We start from the raw sequence: 18,168 nt of genomic DNA on the forward strand, positions 1-18,168 counted from the left end.
GAACTCCCCTACGCTGTTCCAAGGTGGTGTCGCCGAGGCAAGGAGCTGCCTTGCCTCTCTGCCACCACACTCCACGATGCTCCCGCGTTCTTATCTGTATTGGCTTGTTGCGTGAATGCTCTGACACCGAACGGGAGCTGTGGGCTGGAAGGACAGGTCAGAGGCGCTGTCTCCCGGAGACAGCCGGGACGGCTATTCTCCACATTCAAGTCGCATGTGACTAAAAAATTCATTTAAAACACCGAGGGCTGGTGAAAATCTTGCTACGCTTAAAGGCTTGAATTCTGCGCCCACTTCTTACCGAACCCTGAGCTACTCATGAGCGACTCAGTCCTGACCAAAAAACTGCGTGAATCACTGCGCAAAGCCGGACATTTTGTCTCCAGAGCCATTTTGATCACTTCTCACAAGGTGGAAGGAACCGTGATTTTTGATCCGAAGGGAGAAGCGCCGGTGATTCGCGGGGATTTTATTCCCTCCCAAACGAAGATTTCGATCTCTGAAAACGAACGCTGTCAGTTGCTTCTGGAGAAGTCGAACGTGGTCCTGAACGTGAGGGTGTCACCGGGGCTGTCCAAGGCGCTCGGTGTGGAATGTTTTCGTTTCGAAGTCGTCGTCTGGGAAGCCATGGCATGAACTTCTCCCAAACCGGCTTGGGTGATGTAACGCTGCCACAGCCTGATACGGAGCCTCAGCAGCGGGCATCGGCTGTCCCTTTGCCTCTGGCGATCCTTCGACCTGCCTCTCCCCGTGAGGTCAGGTTGGAGCATTCGCAGACTTGTTTAAATGAGCAGGCTGGCATCAGGGGATGTCTGGAATCTGTTCAATCCTTTCGTAAGTTTTCGCCCGCTAACTTGCTCCCCAGGCTTCGATTTCATGGGTGTTAGGAGAATACGTCCCATGAAAAACTTCAAAGTAATTCTCAATATCGGAGGCGCATCCTTCATCCCTGCGGACCGCTGGGAGAAGGAGGGTGAATGGTTCAAGTTCTACCGGGAAGATTCTTTGGTGGCCGAATTCGCCGCCCCCTGGGTGGTCAGGATCGATGAACGTGACTTCCCGGCTGGAACCAAAGACACCGACGCCCAGTAGCAAGTCCTCCACGGACATGGGCCTTTCTGGCGAATTCCATGATCCGACACATGCCCAAATCCCCCATGGGCAACCCGCCAAAGGAACGCCGCAGAGCAGGCAACGCAAGCAGCCCTCTGCGGCGTTTCCTTTTTCTGCACGGAGGGGGCATCTTGAGCCTCCAGTTTGGAGAGGCTTGAGATGTTCGCACCCGCAGGGTGCGGTGAGAGCGTGAGGGATCGGGACGATCCCTCTCCTCCAGAGCGGGCGTTCATCGATCCCGGGAGAAAGGTGGGTTTGAAGCTGTCTGCCCCGCCTTTTCAGAGATCAACCTAGCCCTCTTTTATCATTTTCCGAGCCTTTTCGAATACATGATTAATATGTGTTAAATAAACATAAACAATTATAAATGTGTCGATTACATGGGGTGAAAGATGCGTTGTGAGTGCCTTGCTCCAATGTTCCACAGCCGAGGGTCGGCATGAAGGCCGCCTTTTTCAGAAGCTGGAGGCGGGACGCCTCAGGGCGCAATCAGGCCAGGAGGCTAATCTCCACTTCGTCCTGGAGGATTGCCGTCCTGGCTGTCGCTGGCGGACGGGTCTCTGGCCTGTCTGGTCTGAGGCAACGCGCCGCTCAGGCATGGCCAAAGCCGTCTCTTATCCATTGCATGCCTAACACATAATTAATATGTGTTAATATTCGGTATGTCCTTCTTAATGTGGCGATTAAGTCTATTCACAGCCTCAAGCCCAAGCCGGTAATTCCGCCTTGGGCTGCTGATTCAGAGAAGGCCCCGCGCTGTGACGCCACGGGGCCGCTTTGCCCCTGCCCTCACGCGATCTTCCACGCCTCGCGCATCGGCCGGAGGAGCATCTGATTGGCCTGATCGTCATTTTCGAAACGCTCGGCCTTGGGGTCGAACTTCAGCGGGCGCTTCAGCACGGCGGAGATGGCACCGATGTGGCAGGTGGTGGCGGCGCGCTGGGCGATCTCGGCGGTGGCGGCGGTGCGGCCCCGGGAGTAGACGGCGTCGATGAAGTTTCGGTGGTGGTTCTTGGACTCGTAGAGCTTCACGTCGCTGTCCTTGAGCTTGGCGCGTAGGATGTTGTCATCGCTGGCCTTGAGGACTTCGGACTCGGTGTAGATCCAGCCCTCACTGCCGATGAAGCGGGTGCCCCACTTGGTCTTGTCGTCCGTGCTGGTCATGACGACGCGCAGGCCGTTGGCGTAGTGGTACTCGATGCGGAAGCTCTCGGCGGCATCGTAGATGCCCTTGTCACGGCGCTTCACCTCGGTGGCACTGACTTCAGTAGGGGTGGTTTCGTCCATGCCGGCCCCCCATTGGGCCACGTCCAGGAAGTGGGCACCCCAGTCGGTGATGTAGCCGGGGGCGTACTCCTCGATCCAGCGGAAATTGAAATGACAGCGCGCCGCCGTGTAGGGCTTCTCCGCCGCCGGGCCGAGCCACATGGCGTAGTCGAGGTGGGCGGGCACGGGCTCGGTGGCCTCCAGGCCGGTGTAGCCGCCACGGATGGCAAACTTCCCCGGCACGCCGATCTCGATTTCCTTCAGTGTGCCGATGTAGCCATTGCGCACGCGCTCGCAGGCCATGCGCACCTTCAGGCCGGAGCGCCGCCAGGTGCCGCACTGGAGCACGCGCTTGTTTTCCTCCACCGCCCGGCAGATGGCGCGGCCTTCGGCGATGCTGGCCCCGAGGGGCTTCTCTGAATACAGATCCTTGCCCGCCTTCGCCGCGGCGATGGCCACATTCGAGTGCCAGTGGTCGGGCGTGGCGTTCATCACGGCGTCCACATCCTTGCGGGCCAAAACCTCGCGGAAGTCTTTGAAGATCGCGCCTTCGGGCAGTCCGGCCAGCTTCGCGGCAGCAGCGGCGTGCTGGGAGTCCACATCACAGATGGCGACGACCTGCACGCGTTCATCCGCCATCAGCGCCCGCAGGTTGCTCGTCCCCTGCCCGCCTACACCGATGCAGGCCAGCCTGATTTTCTCATTTGGAGAGACGGCTCCCGCCCGGCCAAGCGTGGCGGCGGAGACAATGAAAGGAACGGCGGTGCTAAGAAATTGACGACGATTTGGAGTAGCAGGCGTGTGCATGGGAAAGAAACGCACATTGGTTCCGATATTCATCAAGCTACCTCTCATGGACACCTCTCACCTTCCCCGCCGTCGTGACTTTCTGCAAACCACCGGCCTGGGCCTGATGAGCCTGCCAGTGCTCCAGTCCTTCTTCGGCAGCACGGGCACTGCAGCGGCTCAAACCGCCGCCAAAGCTCCAGCGGCAGGCGCTGCACCAGCCGTCCCCGCCTTGAACCGCTTCCCCCGCATGATGCAGGAGTGGCTGGTGGCCGAGGTGCGTGCCGCCGAGCAGCGTGGCAATGCACGCCGCGAAGCTTTGAAGACCAAGGCGGATGCCGAGGCCTATGTGAAGTCCGTTCAAGAGCGTATCCGCCAGTGCTTCGGCCCCCTGCCGAAAAAAACACCTCTCAATGCGAAGGTCACGAAGACTCTGGAGCGCGATGGCTACCGCATTGAGAACATCGTCTTTGAAAGCCGCCCCGGCTATCTGGTCACGGGAAATCTCTACCTGCCCACAAATAGTAAAGGCAAGGTGCCCGGTGTGATCGGCGTCTGCGGTCACTCGCTCAATGGCAAGGCGGCGGAGGCTTACCAAAGCTTTGCGCAGGGACTCGCCCGGCAGGGACAAGTCTGCTTCCTCATTGATCCCGTCGGCCAGGGCGAGCGCTTCCAGTATTTGAATGAGAAGCTCGGCTCCCGCCTCGGCGGTGGCACCTCGGAGCACAATCAGATGGGCGCACCGCAGGCGCTCGTCGGCGAATTTCTCGGCACCTGGTTCGTGTGGGATGGGATTCGTGCGCTGGACTATCTGCTCACGCGTCCGGAGGTTGACCCGCAGCATCTCGGCATCACAGGCAACTCCGGTGGCGGCACGCAGACGACCTGGCTCTGCGGGCTGGAGCCACGCTTCACCATGGGCGCGCCCTCCTGCTTCATCACCACCTTCCGCCGCGATGCCGAAAACGAACTGCCGCAGGATATGGAGCAGTGCCCGCCACGTGTGCTCGCCCAGGATCTCGATCATTGCGACTTCCTCGCTGCCATGGCTCCCAAGCCGGTCATCATTCTGGCGCAGGAAAAGGACTTCTTCGACAATCGTGGCTCCACGGAAAGCTACGAGCGGCTGAAGAAACTCTACACCTTGCTCGGCAAGCCGGAGAACATCCAGCTCCACATCGGGCCCGATCCACACGGCTACACGCAGTCCAATCGGGAGGCGATGTATCGCTTCTTTGGCAACGCCACCGGCATCCCCGCCGCAGCCGCCGAGCCCGCGATCACCCTCGAAAAAGACGCAGACCTGCTCTGCACGCCCAAGGGACAGGTAGCCGAGTCCGGCTCGCGCACGCTGATGAGCTTCACGCGTGAGAAGGCGGACGATCTGGCTGCCAATCGCAAGCCACTGAGCGGTGAGGCTTTGCAGAAAGCTGTGCGTGAAGTGTTGAAGCTGCCTGTGCTGACCGATTCCCCTCCGGATTACCGCATCCTGCGCAGCGTGGGCTCACGCAAGTATCCCACCAAGGGCTACTGCACTTATGCCGTGGAGACGGAGCCAATGATTTTCGCGCTGCTCACGCGCCTGAGCGCCGAAGCCCTCACCTCGCGCCTGCCACGCGGGCAGAGCAAGGCCGTGCTCTACATCTCCCACCGCTCGGCCGATGTCGAACTGCGCAGCGATCCCTTCGTGCAGGAACTCATCGCCGCCGCGCCGGATGCGGCATTCTTTGCCTGCGATGTGCGCGGCATCGGCGACTCCCAGCCCGACACCTGCGGCGCGAACCAGTTCCTTGGCCTCTACGGCAGCCACTACTTCTACGCGGCCTACAGCCAGATGCTCGACCGCCCGCTGCTGGGCCAGCGCGCCTTCGATGTGCTGCGCGTGATCCAGCTTCTTGCCGCAGCGGGGCACACGGAGATTCACCTCGCCGGTCAGGGCTGGGGCGCGCTGCCCGCCGCCTTGGCCGCAGTGCTCAGCCCCGGTTTGAAGCAGGTCACGCTGAAACATGCGCTCAGCTCCTTCCATGATCTCGCGTCTCACGAAGATCAGCAATGGCCCACGGCCTTCATGCTGCCGCAGGTATTGCAGATTTTTGATTTACCTGCCTGCTATCAGGCGCTTCAGAAGCAGAACCTCCAGCTCATCGAGCCCTGGTCCGCCGCCGACGGCATGAAGTGAATTTTTACCCACAACGCGCACACCATGCAATCCTCCCTCAAGATCAAGCTCTCCCTCTTCATGTTCCTCCAGTACTTCATCTGGAGCAGTTGGTACATGACGCTGGGCAGCTACCTCGGCACGCTGAACTTCACCGGCACCGAGATCGGCGCGACCTATGGTGCCTTTGCATGGGGTGCCATCCTCTCGCCCTTCATTGTGGGCTTGATCGCCGACCGCTTCTTTGCCTCGGAGAAAATCATCGCCGTGCTCGGCATCGCAGGTGGACTGGTGATGTTCTACGTCCCGCAATTGAAAACCTTTGGCAGCGTCTATCCCACGCTCATCCTCTACTGCACGCTCTATGCGCCCACGCTGGCTCTGGGCAATTCCATCTCCATGACCCATCTGGCAGACGCGAAGAAAGACTTCCCCTTCGTGAAGATCTTCTCCGCCGTGGGTTGGATCGCCGGGGGCGTGGTGCTCAGCCAGTTGAAGGGCGAGCAGTCGTCGCTGCAATACTACCTCGCCGGCGGCACCTCGCTGGTGTTTGGCCTGTTTGCCCTGACGCTGCCGCACACCCCGCCGAGAAAGAAAGGCCAGAACGTGCCGCTGAGCGAAGTCCTCGGCCTGGATGCGCTGGCGCTGCTCAAGAAGCCCACCTTTGCCATCTTCATCCTCTGCATGTTCCTCATCTGCATCCCGCTGTATTTCTACTTCGTGAACATGGGCACCTACCTCACGCAGTTGAAGTGGGCGGACATGGCGCAGAAGATGACGCTGGCCCAGGTCTCCGACATCGTCTTCCTGATGCTGCTGCCACTGATGCTCAAAAAGCTCGGCTACAAGAAGACCATCTTCCTCGGCATCCTGTCCTGGGCCGTGCGTTACTTCATGCTCAGCGCCAGTGCCGCCAGCAGCGGCACCGTACTCATCTTCGGGGCCATCCTGCTGCACGGCGTCTGCTACGACTTCCTCTTCATCGCCGGACAGCTCTACGTGGACAGCGAAGCCAACGAACGCATTCGCGGCGCCGCACAGGGCCTCATCGCCATCATCCTCTGGGGTTTCGGCTCCCTCGTCGGCACCTACCTTGCAGGGTATTTCATGGATCAGCACAAACTGGCCGCGCCGAAAGGAGCCATCACCCACGACTGGTCCGCCATCTGGGCCACTCCCGCATGGATCGCAGTGACGGTGCTGGTGGTGTTTCTGCTCTTTTTCAGAGAGCCGAAGAAAGCACCTGAGGGAGCATGACGGCGCACGGCGGAGCGCGGAATTTATTCCGCAGCACTCCGCAAACACGCACACCTCCGTTTTAGCTTGAGTCCTTCAGCATCGCAGTGCTACGAGCGCGCTGACCACATTGCTCAGCCAAAGACAAGAGAGTCCTCGGCTTTAAGGGGGATGGTTCGTCGTTAAGAGCCTGTTGCTCCGGCAGAGAACTGCGGACTAAAGTTCCGCGCTCCTAAGATGCCTCGCCTCCGATAAACAGCCGCGTCTTCTTGACGCACCAGGATCGCCGGAGCGCGGAATTTATTCCGCAGCACTCCGCAAACACGCACACCTCCGCTTTAGCTTGAGTCCTTCAACAATCGCAGTGCTACGGGCTTGCTGGCCATCTTCCCTGCCGCAGACAAGAGGATCCTCGGCTTGAAGGGAATGATTCGCTGTTAAGAACTTGGCGCTCCGGCGGAGAGCTGCGGACTGAAGTCCGCGCTCCAAAGCGCCAGTTGTGGCGCTGAGACGTAAACCGTGGTCGGGCTGGCGAGATTCGAACTCACGACCTCTTGCACCCCATGCAAGCGTTCTACCAGGCTGAACTACAGCCCGACCTAGGTTTGACGTTCTCTCCAGCGGAGCCGTTTTGAGGTGGCTGCCGGTTGGCGAGAGGACGTGCATTTTGGACAGAGCCGCAGGCTTTGCAACTGCGATGTTGAGTTCTCGTGAGAATGTCTGCAAAGCTTGCCATTGCCCTGCCGCTCAATTAGAACCTGAGCTTACCCGCATGGTCACGATCACAATTCAGGAACTCACCAAACGATTCAGCGGCAGTGTCGTGCTGAGCAGCGTGAACCTGCAGATCGAATCCGGGGAATTGTTCTTCCTGCTGGGGCCCAGCGGCTGCGGCAAGACCACCCTGCTCCGCCACATCGCCGGATTCTACACGCCGGATGCCGGCAAGATCTGGTTTGATGACGAGGACGTGACCCGCCTGCCTGCCCACAAGCGCGGCACGGGCATGATGTTTCAAAGCTATGCCCTGTGGCCGCACCTGAACGTGGCGCAAAACGTGGCCTTCGGGCTGGAGGAGCGAAAGCGCCCCCGCCGGGAGATCGAGCACCGCGTCTCGGAAGCGCTGGAGCAGGTGAAGCTGGACGGCCTCGGCTCCCGCAAGATCCAGCAGCTTTCCGGCGGGCAGCAGCAGCGCGTGGCTCTGGCGCGTGCGCTGGTGATCCGCCCCAAGTGCCTGCTGCTGGATGAACCGCTGTCCAATCTGGATGCCAAGCTGCGCCTGGAAATGCGCACGGAGATCCGCCACATCGTCAAGCAGCACGGTCTCACCGCCATCTACGTGACGCATGACCGCGATGAAGCCCTGAGCATGGCCGACCGCATGGCCATCATGGATGCCGGCAAGCTGATCCAGGTGGGGGCGGCTCCCGAGATCTACCTCAATCCCGCGACCCGCATGGTGGCCGAGTTCATCGGCGAAACGAACTTCGTCGAAGGCCGCACCCTTCGCGAAAGCAGCCGGGCAGGATTCTACGATGTGGAAACTCCCTTCGGCGTGCTGCGCGGCCGCACCGACGCCACCTGGCAGCCCGCCAGCGGCCAGCCCGTAATGATGAGCGTGCGCCCCGAGGCGCTCACGTTTGGCAGCGTGCTCGATTCCCCGAACCGCTTCCCCGGTCGCATCATCGATACGACCTATTTGGGAGCAACGGTGCAGTACCTTGTTCAGGTCACTGGCGGCCCCTTGCTGAAAGTCTGCGAGACCAACCCTCAGGACCTTCGCCTGCCCGGCGAGGATGAAGTGCGTGTGATGGCCGCGATGGGTGATGTTGTGATTTTGCGCAAATGAACGAGCGCCTCACAACTCTGCTGGCACATCCGCGCACCCGGGCCGTGCTCGCATGGATTCAGCAGTGGCGGAAGGAACTCGCGGTCTTTTTTCTCATGCTGGCCACGCTGGCGGGTCCGTTTTTGCTGAAGCCCACGCAGAGCACCGCCCCAGCGCATTATGACCGGCGGCTGGTGATCATCTCCCCGCACCATGACCGCATCCGCGAGGAGTTTGGGCATGCGTTTGCCAGGCAGTGGAAAGCCACGAAAGGAGAAACGATCTTCATCGACTGGCGCGTGCCCGGCGGCACTTCGGAGATCGCGATGCTCATCAAGTCCGAAGCCACGGCGGCGTTTCAAAACTACTGGCAGTCCAAGCTGCATCAGATCTGGACTCCCGCCGTGGCGCAGTCCTGCCTAAACCCCAAGGCCGCACCCGAAGATGCCGCACGCAAAGCCTACCTCGCCTCAAACATCGGCACCGGCATCGATGTGTTTTTTGGAGGTGGTGCCTACGATTTCGAGCAGCAGGCGAGGGCGGGCACGCTGGTGGCGGGTGACGGTGAAAAAACCGGCCTCAGTGGTCTCGCGAAAAAGCACCCCGAGTGGTTCAGCGATGCCGGCATTCCCGAGAAACTCAGCGGCGAGCCCTTCCGCGATCCGCAATTCCGCTGGTGCGGCACCTGCCTTTCCAGCAGCGGCATGGTCTTCAATCGCGATGTGCTGCGCCGCATCGGCATCGCCACCGATCCCGTGGCCTGGGACAACCTGGCCGATCCGCGCTACTACGGCCAGATCGCCCTGAGCGATCCCGGCAAAAGCGGCTCGGTGACCAAGGCGCTCGAGATGCTCATCCAGCAGCAGATGCAGATCGCGTATGATCGCCTCAAAGCAGTGCCGAAGTCGAAGCTCACACCAGATCAACTCGAAGCGCAAGCCGTGGCGGAAGGCTGGAATGAAGGGCTGCGCCTGATCCTGCGCATCAGCGCCAATGCACGCTACTTCACCGACTTTTCCACCAAGATCCCGCTCGAAGTCGCCAAGGGCGATGCCGCTGCGGGCATGTGCATCGACTTCTACGGACGCTCTGCGGAAGAGGACGTGCGCAAGGCTGATGGCACCTCACGCGTGGGCTTCATCGCGCCGCTGGGCGGCACCTCGGTCAGTGTGGATCCCATCGGCCTGCTGCGCGGCGCTCCTGAGCCGGAGCTGGCCACCGCATTCATCGAGTTTGTGCTCGGAGATCAGGGGCAGAAGCTGTGGAGCTACCGCGTCGGCGAACCCGGCGGCCCAAAGGAGCACGCCCTGCGCCGCCTGCCCGTGCGGCATGATTTCTACACGCCGGACAACATCGCCCGCATGAGCGATGGGCGTGAGGCACCCTTTGAAAAAGCCCAGGCCTTCACCTACCACCCAGCGCGCACCGCCGCAGCCTTCAATGCCATCCGCTTCATCGTCCGCATCATCTGCGTGGACTCCCACAATGAACTCCATGCCGCATGGAAGACCATCATTGATCATGGCATGCCGGAGCGCGCCATCAAGGTGCTGGAAGACCTCACCCGTGTGAAATACGAAGCCGCCACCGGTAACATCGCCAAGATTCTGGCCGCCCGTGACAAGGTGCAGGAAACCCGCCTTGCGCGCGAACTCGGAGACGCCTTTCGCAATCAATACATCAAGGCCGGCCGCATGGCGCGGAACGGCGAGTAATCCTTCAACCCCATGTCAAAAACCCTCTCACTGCTGATCTTTCTGGGCATGACCGCGTTCTTCGCGTGCTTCTTTGCCTACCCGATCTGGGCGGCGCTGGAGGCGGCGTTTCGGGGGCCGGATCATCAGTTCACACTGGAGTATGTGTCCGAGGTGTTTCTCAATGAGTTGTATCGCGACGGGTTGTGGAATTCGTTCATCATCGCGGTATGGACGACGCTGGGCTCTCTGTGCCTGGCCCTGCCGCTGGCGGTGTGCTACGTGCGCTTTGCCTTTCCGGGACGTGCGCTGATGAACTCGCTGGTGCTCATGCCCATGATCCTGCCGCCGTTTGTGGGAGCCATCGGCATCAAGACGATGCTGGGTCAGGCGGGCGCGCTGAACAGCCTGCTCATCAATCTCGGCTTCATGGACGCTCTGCATCCGACGGACTGGCTTGGGCAGCACCGCATGCTGGGCATCATCGTCATGGAGGTGCTGCACCTGTACCCCATCATCTATCTCAATGCAGCGGCGGCGCTTTCAAACCTGGACCCCGCGCTCGAAGAAGCCGCGGCAAACATGGGCTGCAATGCCTGGAGCCGCTTCTGGCGCGTGACGCTGCCGCTCATCATGCCCGGTGTCTTTGCGGGTGGCACCATCGTGTTTGTGTGGTCCTTCACCGAGATGGGCGTGCCGCTGCTGTTTGACTACGATCGCGTAACAGCCGTGCAGATTTTCCGCAGCATCAATGACCTCAGCGGGAACCCCTTCCCCTACGCCTTGGTCGCAGTGATGCTGGTCTTTAGCACGCTGTTTTACCTGACGGGCAAGCTCTTCTTTGGCAGCGCGAATTCCGGTGGCGGCGGCCGTGCCACCACGGGGCGTGAAACCATCGCGCTGCCTGCGGGCCTCGGCTGGATCTGCACTGCGTTCTTTGCCGGTGTCACCTTCCTGGCAGTGCTGCCGCATCTCGGCGTGGTGCTGCTGTCATTTTCCAAAGACTGGTATGGTACCGTCATCCCGCACTCGCTGACGCTGGAGCATTACCGCGATGCGCTGGGGCATGAGCTCACGCTTTCCTCCATCACCAACAGCTTGAAATACTCCACGCTGGCGATGCTCGTGGCGCTCGTCCTCGGCATCGGCGTGGCCTACGTCTCCGTGCGCACCCGCATCTGGGGCCGCCAGCTTCTTGATGCCATGGCAATGCTGCCGCTGGCCGTGCCAGGCATTGTGATGGCCTTTGGCTATCTGGCCATGACGCGGGAGGGCCAGCCCTTCCACTGGCTGATGCTCGGTGAAGATCCGCTGCTGCTGCTCGTCATCGCGTATGCCGTGCGCCGACTTCCCTACGTGGTGAGGTCTGCCGCCGCCGGCTTTCAGCAGGTCAGCCCCACACTGGAAGAAGCCGCGCAGAACCTCGGCGCGCGCCCGGAGAAAGCGCTCTGGCGCATCACCTTGCCCCTTGTTGCACCCAATCTCGTGGCCGGTGCCCTGCTCGCCTTCTCCTTTGCCATGCTGGAAGTGAGCGACTCCATGATCCTCGCACAGCAAGCCGCCTACTTCCCCATCACCAAAGCGATCTACTCCCTCGTGCTCTCCCTCGGCAGCGGCCCGAATCTCGCCTCTGCGCTCGGCGTATGGGCCATGATCTTCCTCGCCGTGACCATCCTTGGAGCCGGGGTGATCTTGGGGAAGAAACTCGGGGCGCTGTTTCGGGGATGAGTTGGCAAAACACGAATCCAAAGCCTGGGTTCGAGCGTGGAAAAAGTCGATGTTTTCGACATGACTTAACGTTATAGTACAGCATGAATTCTGCCATCCTACAGTCCCTGCTGGACAGTCCTGCCCTGCCTGAACTGGTGGAGGAGGGACAAAAGGCTCTAGCTCGCGAGCAAAAGCTCCGAGAGAAATTTTATGCCGACATCACTCCTGAACACAAATGGGAGTTCATCCAGGGAGAGGTCATTATGCATTCCCCAGCCCTGAACCGTCACCTGCTTGCCACGAAGCAGCTCTACGATGTAATGAACGCCTATGTCCGTGTGAAAAAACTCGGCGTCGTTCACATCGAGAAAGCCATGTGTAGCTTTCCGCGCAATGACTATGAGCCGGACATCTCTTTTTTTGGCCTGACCAAGGCTCGTCTAACCGGCCCGGACACGCTGAGGTTTCCCATTCCTGATCTCATCATCGAAGTTCTCTCTCCTTCCACGGAAGAGCGAGATCGCGGCATCAAATTTCAGGACTATGCGATGCATGGCGTGGCGGAGTACTGGATCATTGACCCCGTTGCCGATAGCGTGGAACTGTACCGTCTGGCGGGAGATGTCTATCCTCCGACAGAGCGGCAGACCGAGGGATTGCTGAGCAGCGATGCCATCGCCGGGTTTGAAATTCCTGTGCGAGCGATCTTTGATGAAGGTGAGAACCTACGGGTGCAGCGGCAGATTTTGACCGGCGCGTGAGACGGACGTTTTAGCCGCTTGACTCGGCAGAACCCGCACCACGCCTGCCAGTACTGCCGCAGCATTCCGTGTTGCTGCTCTGGTGGTTCAAGGTAGGCTCGCTGCTGCTGCTGATTTATGTCGCGCGCACGTATCACGACCTCACTGCTGTCTTTTGGCAAAGCCCTGCTTGTCATGCTGGGCTCTGTTGTCGTGAGAGCTCTTCTCACCCCCTGGCTGGGGGAGCGCCTGCCCTTCCTCGTTCTCATCTTTGGCATCGCCATCGCAGCCCGCTATTGCCGCTGGCGGGCCACTGCCGCCGCCGCCTTGATCGGCTTCCTCCTGACCCTCTGGCTGTTTGTCCCGCCGAACCAGCCCGATATCACGCCCTCCACCTGGGCGGTTGGGGTCACGGGCTTTGTCTTCATGGCCACGGCCATCATCGCCCTGGGCGAGATGCTTCACCGCTCCCGCGCCCATGTGGATCAGGAACTCCGGGAGCGTGAACAACGCGAGCGCTCCCTGCTGGAGCAGACACGCCTGATGCGCGAGGCCCAGCAGCTTTCTCATCTGGGGAGCTGGTACTGGGATGCACGCACGGATGCCATCATTGGCTCCGAGGAGCTTTACCACATCTTTAACATCGACCCCACCGGAGACCGCCTCCCTTCCTTCAGCGAGCAGCGCGGCACCCTCTATTCCGAGGAGGCCTGGAACCAGCTGAACGAGGCCATGCAAACCACCGCCCGGACGGGCAAAGGCTACCGGCTGCACCTGGAAGCACGCTGCGGAGACAAGAAAATCTGGGTGACCACGCGCGGCGAACGCGTGACCAGCGCGGATGGCAAAGTCCTCGGCCTCAGGGGAACTGTGCAGGACACCACGGAGCTCAGAGCAGCGGAGGAGGCCCTGCTCCGCACCACCCAGCGCATGGAAATCGTCAAGGACATCGCCGAAGTCGGCTTCTGGTTCTGCGATCTCCCCTTTGGCACCCTGGAGTGGGACAGCCTTGTGAAAGAACACTTCTGGCTGCCGCCGGAGGCAGGCGTGGACATCGCTCTCTTCTACTCGATCCTGCATCCTGAGGACCGCGAAAGAACCCGCCTCGGGATCGAGGAATCCATTGCCAACAAGCAGCGTTTCGAAATCGAATACCGCACCGTCAGCCCGCAGGACGGCAGCATCAAATGGATCCGCGCCGTCGGCCATCCGTTCTATGCCGAGGACGGCAGGCCGCTCCGCTTTGACGGCGCCACTTTTGACGTCACGGAAAACCGCAGAGCGGAGGCCCTCCTGCGGGAAAGCGAGACCACCGCCCGCGCAGCCTCCGCCGCCAAGGACGTCTTCATCGCCCAGCTTTCCCATGAACTGCGCACGCCTCTGACTCCGGTGCTCATGACCGCAAGCGCGCTCAAGGAGGACGAATCCCTTTCGGAAGACGTGCGCCAGCAGCTTCGCATGATCGAGCGCAACATCGCGCTGGAGGCCCGCCTGATTGACGACCTTCTGGACATCACGCGCATCACCCATGGCAAGCTCTCCCTGCGCACCGAGCCCTGCAATGTGCACGCCCTGCTCAGGCATGTGGTGGAAATGGTGCAGGACGAAGCCCGTGAGAGGAGCATTCGTTTTGCCCTGGAACTGCGCGCGGCGAAGCCTCAGCTGCAGGGAGACTCCACCCGCCTCCAGCAGGTGTTCTGGAACATCCTGCGCAACGCCGTGAAGTTTTCTCCCGCAGGCTCCTGTGTCACCATTCGTTCGCTCGATGTTTCTTCCTGCCCCGACACAGGGGACGCGCTCTGCATTGAGATTGACGACGAAGGCAGGGGGTTCGATGCGGCCATGAAGGAACGCATGTTTGAGCCCTTTGAGCAGGCCACCACTCCCCGCGACTCCCGCGCCCCAGGCCTCGGCCTCGGCCTCGCCATCACCCGTGCCATCGTGACTCTGCATGCTGGCAAGGTGGAGGCCCATAGCGAAGGCCCGGGTAAAGGAGCGCGCTTCACCGTGAGCCTGCCGGGCGCAGCCCAGGAGTCTCCTGGCACCGAGCCGGATGCCTCGGGCGGCGCGCACGCCGAGGTGGCCCAGGCTCCGCTGCGGCTGCTCCTCGTGGAAGACCATGAGCAGAGCCTGCAGGTGCTCTCACGCCTGCTCACACGCGGCGGTCATTCCGTGGTGGGGGTGGGCACCAAGGCGGAGGCCCTGACCCAGGCACGCCAGAAAGAGTTTGATGCCGTCATCTCCGACCTCGGCCTCCCGGATGGCACCGGCCACGAGCTCATGCGAATCCTGCACACGCAGCATGGCCTGCAGGGCATCGCCCTCAGCGGCTACGGCACGGACGAAGACCTCCAGGCGTCCCGCGAAGCCGGCTTCGTCGCGCACCTCATCAAGCCGGTTCGATTCACCGAACTCCGCCACGCACTGCATGCCCTGAGCCATGCCGAGCATCGGGCGAATTGAGAAGGCGGGACGAGGGCCATTTTGGAAAAGAAACTCGGGGCGCTGTTTCGGGGATCAGTGTATGACGCAGCGTAACTGCAGCCCCTCATGAAGCCGAAGCGCTCCGCCAAAATCAAAACCTTCGAGCAAGCCTACGCCTTCGTCTTGAAAGCGAAGACCTGCCTCATCTTTGGCTCGAAAACCTCCGACCTCCCCAGCCTGTGGGATGTGGTGGATCTGCCCGGGAGACAGCCGGGGCAGCCAGGATGGGGTGCGAAAGTGGAGGCGGTGTGGGCATGGAAGAATGAACTGCCAGCGCAGTTTCCCGATGAGATCTTCTACGGCAAGCTGCCCGGAGGACTCGCGATGCTGATGAGCATCGAGCACCTGCGGGACGTCCACTATCCAGCGCATCATCGCCCAGTGTCCACATGCAGCCCGCTGGCCCGTCGCGCCTTTGAGCTGATCCGCAGTGAACCGCACACCACAGCGGAATTGCGCAAGGCGTTGTCTCCTTCAGGTGCGATCAGCAAGAGCAAGGTGGACGGTGCTCTGGTGGAACTGCAGGTGACGCTGAACATCACTCGCTCCAACGCACCGAAACTGAAACTCGACACCTGGCTGCCCTTTGCGGAGCAGTATCCTGACATCGGAGGTGAGGCATGAACCGCACCGACCGCCTCGTCTCCATGGTGATGCTGCTGCAATCGCGCCGGGTCATTACGGCTGCGCAGTTGGCCGATCATTTCGAAATCACGGAGCGCACAGTTTACCGCGATCTCGCGGCACTGGGTGAAGGTGGCGTGCCCATCGTGGGGGAGCCCGGTGTGGGCTACAGTTTGATGAGCGGCTACTGTCTGCCGCCTGTGATGTTCTCGCCTGAGGAAGCCTTTGCCTTCGTCACCGGAGGGTTGCTGGTCGAACGCATGACCGATGCCTCCATGCGCGATGCCATCCGCTCCGCCATGGGCAAGGTGACGGCCGTCCTGCCTCCTGGCCTGCAAGGCCGCGTGGATCGGCTGCGCAAAACCATGGTGATCGGAGGGCGGTCTCCGACCAAGGGCAGCGTGCCTTTGAGCACCGTCCAGCGGGCCATGGCCGAGGGCTGTGTGCTGCGACTCAACTACCTGGGTGCAGCACGCGGTGAGCCCACCGAGCGTCTGGTGGAGCCGCGGGGACTGGTCTTCTACCTCGATCACTGGCACCTCATCGCCTGGTGCCGGTTGCGCGGTGACATGCGGGACTTTCGCGTGGACCGCATCGTCCGCTGCGAGACGCTGCCTGAGCCGATCCCACCGCACCCAGATTTCAATCTCACGCAGCACATCGCCAAGTGCATGATGCCGGAGCGCAGTGAATTCGCCGTCATCGAAGTCCCGGACAGGCTCATCGAAAGTGTCCGCCGCTTCTGGGGGCCGACGATCATCGAGGAAGAAGCCACAGGCAACGAAGTGCGCGTCCGCTTTGTCTTCCGCTCGGACGGCTTCGACTACGTGGCGCGCTGGTTGTTGAGCATGGGAACCGATGCCCAGATTCTCTCTCCCGAAGTTCTGCAGATGAAGGTGGCCGAACTGGCCCTCGCGACTGCGGAGCATCATCAGCCGAAAAAATCGTCACGGGTGAAAACACCCCTGACATAAGGTTGTCAGGGGGCGGTGCGATGAATCGGGCGTGATCGCAACAGATGGCGATCCGCCTTCACAACCCACCGAAATACCACCCATGAGCCAAGCCAACGAACCCACCGTCTCCTTTTCCCTCACCTGCAAAAGCGCCGCTGATGCACTCGACTTCTACGCCCGGGCCTTCGGTGCCGTGGAGTTCTTCCGACTCTCCCCGGCCCCGGGCATCGTGCCGCATGCCGAGTTCATGATCGGCACCACGCACATCTACATCTCCGATGAGTTTCCTCCAGGGCACGCCTTCGCCATCCCGGAGGGCGCTCTGGCCCCCTGCGTGTTCACGATCCAGGTCGATGACTGCGATCAAGCCTTCGCCCGCGCCCTCGCCGCTGGCGGGTCCCCGCTGACACCTTCCCGAGATCAGTTCTGGGGCAAACGCACCGCGATGCTCCGCGATCCCTTCGGCTACCGCTGGAGCTTCAGCCAGCACCTCGAAGACGTGCCGCCGGATGAACTGAACAAACGTGCGCAAGCGTTCATGAAAGACGGCGCCAAGTAGGCTGAATGTGTTCTTCTCACTGCCGGGGGGCTCGCCCCTCGGCAGTAGCAGCGCCTGGAACTCCCTGTCCATACGAGTTGTTCACATTGTGGCAATGTAACGTTAATAACGTTTTCTTGACCTGAGGGCGGTTAACCTTTGAAATGCAGGTATGAGACGCCCATGGATCAAAATCGAAATCTGCACGCCGGACAAACCGGAGATTTGCAGCCTGGCCACTCAGTTGCGTCTCGATGATGACGCGGTCGTGGGGAAGCTGGTGCGCTTGTGGTCCTGGGCGGAATTGAACCGCATTGAACCTAACGACCTCGGCGTTACCAAAGAATTCATCGACAAGATCGTGGGGCGCAAAGGTTTCGCCGCAGCTTTGGAGAAAACCGGCTGGCTTATTGAAACGAATGAGAAACTCTCCTTCCGTAACTTCAAACGCCACAACAGCCCGGTGGCGCAGAACAAAGCTCTCACCGCGAAACGGGTGGCCAGACACCGACTGCGCAAAGCCGCCGTGACAGAAAAAGTGACGGACGAACCGTTAGCGCCAAAGCCTGTGAAGGCACCCAAGGTAAAGAAAAGCGCCGCTCCGGTTCATCCTGCTGAGGAAGTAATTAAAACAGATTCCTCTTTGATTATCAGTGAGGAAAGTGTGGCACATATTGAGCCAGAGGTCGTGGAAAATGTCACGGTGCCTGCTGAGGTTGTGGTCGAGTCTCTGAGTGTGGTGGAAGAGCCTGAGATGTTGCCATCAGAGGTTCCTGAAGAGGTGGCTGAGGCTGCACCTGAAGTGATCCATGAGGCACCACTTGAAGAGATAGCAGCCGCTGCTCCAGAAGTGCCCACAGAAGAAGAGGCTGTCGATATTCCTGAAGCTCTCCCTGAAGTGGTCGTAGTTACGGCTCCTGAAGCACCCGCAGAAAACGTCGCTGTCGTTGCTCCAGTTGAAGAGCCTGCACCGCGCAAAAAACGCAGCAAGTCGGCTGAGCTCGATGATCAGCCCATGCTGTTCTAACCCTTCCT

General features: G+C 60.7%; 14 protein-coding genes and 1 tRNA gene. 13 read left to right on the plus strand and 2 right to left on the minus strand.

The features are described from left to right. Positions 1 to 318: 318 nt before the first annotated feature. Together AC24GY_RS15640 and AC24GY_RS15645 are read left to right on the plus strand one after the other, a co-directional pair. On the plus strand, positions 319 to 636 hold the full coding sequence (locus AC24GY_RS15640; protein WP_487684799.1) for a hypothetical protein: 318 nt from the start codon (positions 319 to 321) through the stop codon (positions 634 to 636). Positions 637 to 900: 264 nt separating this feature from the next. Beyond that, the gene (locus AC24GY_RS15645) at positions 901 to 1,092 is read left to right on the plus strand and encodes a hypothetical protein (RefSeq protein ID WP_487684802.1); all 192 of its coding nucleotides are present in this window, start codon (positions 901 to 903) and stop codon (positions 1,090 to 1,092) included. Between the two features lie 810 nt (positions 1,093 to 1,902). Here AC24GY_RS15645 and AC24GY_RS15650 read toward each other — a convergent pair. Further along, positions 1,903 to 3,186 carry a Gfo/Idh/MocA family protein gene (locus AC24GY_RS15650; RefSeq protein ID WP_487684805.1) on the minus strand — a complete coding sequence of 428 codons (1,284 nt, stop codon included), beginning with the start codon at positions 3,184 to 3,186 and terminating at the stop codon, positions 1,903 to 1,905. 46 nt (positions 3,187 to 3,232) lie between these two features. Between AC24GY_RS15650 and AC24GY_RS15655 the strand changes: the two genes are divergently transcribed. Together AC24GY_RS15655 and AC24GY_RS15660 are read left to right on the plus strand one after the other, a co-directional pair. After that, positions 3,233 to 5,344 carry an alpha/beta hydrolase family protein gene (locus AC24GY_RS15655; RefSeq protein ID WP_487684807.1) on the plus strand — a complete coding sequence of 704 codons (2,112 nt, stop codon included), beginning with the start codon at positions 3,233 to 3,235 and terminating at the stop codon, positions 5,342 to 5,344. A gap of 24 nt (positions 5,345 to 5,368) precedes the next feature. Then, positions 5,369 to 6,580, plus strand: coding sequence for an MFS transporter (locus AC24GY_RS15660; protein WP_487684810.1), 1,212 nt, complete (start codon positions 5,369 to 5,371; stop codon positions 6,578 to 6,580). A 499-nt stretch (positions 6,581 to 7,079) separates the two neighbouring features. Here the strand turns inward: AC24GY_RS15660 and AC24GY_RS15665 are convergent. After that, positions 7,080 to 7,156 (minus strand) — tRNA-Pro (locus tag AC24GY_RS15665). A 175-nt stretch (positions 7,157 to 7,331) separates the two neighbouring features. Here AC24GY_RS15665 and AC24GY_RS15670 point away from each other — a divergent pair. The 9 genes from AC24GY_RS15670 (at position 7,332) to AC24GY_RS15710 (ending at position 18,160) form a co-directional block, all read left to right on the plus strand. Then, positions 7,332 to 8,408 (plus strand): ABC transporter ATP-binding protein, encoded by a 1,077-nt coding sequence (locus AC24GY_RS15670; protein ID WP_487684813.1) that lies wholly within the window; start codon positions 7,332 to 7,334, stop codon positions 8,406 to 8,408. Then, complete coding sequence (locus AC24GY_RS15675; RefSeq protein ID WP_487684816.1) at positions 8,405 to 10,102, plus strand: ABC transporter substrate-binding protein; 1,698 nt, start codon at positions 8,405 to 8,407, stop codon at positions 10,100 to 10,102. Before AC24GY_RS15670 ends, AC24GY_RS15675 begins: the two co-directional genes overlap by 4 nt. A gap of 12 nt (positions 10,103 to 10,114) precedes the next feature. Then, complete coding sequence (locus tag AC24GY_RS15680) at positions 10,115 to 11,809, plus strand: ABC transporter permease (protein WP_487684819.1); 1,695 nt, start codon at positions 10,115 to 10,117, stop codon at positions 11,807 to 11,809. 83 nt (positions 11,810 to 11,892) lie between these two features. After that, positions 11,893 to 12,552 (plus strand): Uma2 family endonuclease, encoded by a 660-nt coding sequence (locus tag AC24GY_RS15685; protein WP_487684822.1) that lies wholly within the window; start codon positions 11,893 to 11,895, stop codon positions 12,550 to 12,552. 117 nt (positions 12,553 to 12,669) lie between these two features. Further along, positions 12,670 to 14,994, plus strand: a complete 2,325-nt coding sequence (locus tag AC24GY_RS15690) for a hybrid sensor histidine kinase/response regulator (RefSeq protein ID WP_487684825.1) — start codon at positions 12,670 to 12,672, stop codon at positions 14,992 to 14,994. Between the two features lie 87 nt (positions 14,995 to 15,081). Further along, the gene (locus tag AC24GY_RS15695) at positions 15,082 to 15,639 is read left to right on the plus strand and encodes an AlkZ-related protein (protein WP_487684828.1); all 558 of its coding nucleotides are present in this window, start codon (positions 15,082 to 15,084) and stop codon (positions 15,637 to 15,639) included. Continuing rightward, positions 15,636 to 16,613, plus strand: a complete 978-nt coding sequence (locus AC24GY_RS15700; protein WP_487684831.1) for a helix-turn-helix transcriptional regulator — start codon at positions 15,636 to 15,638, stop codon at positions 16,611 to 16,613. The genes AC24GY_RS15695 and AC24GY_RS15700 overlap by 4 nt, the downstream gene beginning before the upstream one ends. An 82-nt stretch (positions 16,614 to 16,695) precedes the next feature. Next, positions 16,696 to 17,154: a VOC family protein gene (locus AC24GY_RS15705; RefSeq protein ID WP_487684834.1), complete on the plus strand. Its 459-nt coding sequence runs from the start codon at positions 16,696 to 16,698 to the stop codon at positions 17,152 to 17,154. Positions 17,155 to 17,305: 151 nt separating this feature from the next. Next, positions 17,306 to 18,160, plus strand: a complete 855-nt coding sequence (locus tag AC24GY_RS15710; protein ID WP_487684837.1) for a hypothetical protein — start codon at positions 17,306 to 17,308, stop codon at positions 18,158 to 18,160. Positions 18,161 to 18,168 lie beyond the last annotated feature (8 nt).

This window comes from Prosthecobacter sp. Pr1, assembly GCF_057652315.1.

What these genes read in the sequence shown, in the direction of transcription:
- AC24GY_RS15640 (WP_487684799.1), top strand. Translation starts at nt 319, where the DNA reads ATGAGCGACTCAGTCCTGACCAAAAAACTGCGTGAATCACTGCGCAAA.
- AC24GY_RS15645 (WP_487684802.1), top strand. Translation starts at nt 901, where the DNA reads ATGAAAAACTTCAAAGTAATTCTCAATATCGGAGGCGCATCCTTCATC.
- AC24GY_RS15650 (WP_487684805.1), bottom strand. Translation starts at nt 3,186, where the DNA reads ATGCACACGCCTGCTACTCCAAATCGTCGTCAATTTCTTAGCACCGCC.
- AC24GY_RS15655 (WP_487684807.1), top strand. Translation starts at nt 3,233, where the DNA reads ATGGACACCTCTCACCTTCCCCGCCGTCGTGACTTTCTGCAAACCACC.
- AC24GY_RS15660 (WP_487684810.1), top strand. Translation starts at nt 5,369, where the DNA reads ATGCAATCCTCCCTCAAGATCAAGCTCTCCCTCTTCATGTTCCTCCAG.
- AC24GY_RS15670 (WP_487684813.1), top strand. Translation starts at nt 7,332, where the DNA reads ATGGTCACGATCACAATTCAGGAACTCACCAAACGATTCAGCGGCAGT.
- AC24GY_RS15675 (WP_487684816.1), top strand. Translation starts at nt 8,405, where the DNA reads ATGAACGAGCGCCTCACAACTCTGCTGGCACATCCGCGCACCCGGGCC.
- AC24GY_RS15680 (WP_487684819.1), top strand. Translation starts at nt 10,115, where the DNA reads ATGTCAAAAACCCTCTCACTGCTGATCTTTCTGGGCATGACCGCGTTC.
- AC24GY_RS15685 (WP_487684822.1), top strand. Translation starts at nt 11,893, where the DNA reads ATGAATTCTGCCATCCTACAGTCCCTGCTGGACAGTCCTGCCCTGCCT.
- AC24GY_RS15690 (WP_487684825.1), top strand. Translation starts at nt 12,670, where the DNA reads ATGTCGCGCGCACGTATCACGACCTCACTGCTGTCTTTTGGCAAAGCC.
- AC24GY_RS15695 (WP_487684828.1), top strand. Translation starts at nt 15,082, where the DNA reads ATGAAGCCGAAGCGCTCCGCCAAAATCAAAACCTTCGAGCAAGCCTAC.
- AC24GY_RS15700 (WP_487684831.1), top strand. Translation starts at nt 15,636, where the DNA reads ATGAACCGCACCGACCGCCTCGTCTCCATGGTGATGCTGCTGCAATCG.
- AC24GY_RS15705 (WP_487684834.1), top strand. Translation starts at nt 16,696, where the DNA reads ATGAGCCAAGCCAACGAACCCACCGTCTCCTTTTCCCTCACCTGCAAA.
- AC24GY_RS15710 (WP_487684837.1), top strand. Translation starts at nt 17,306, where the DNA reads ATGAGACGCCCATGGATCAAAATCGAAATCTGCACGCCGGACAAACCG.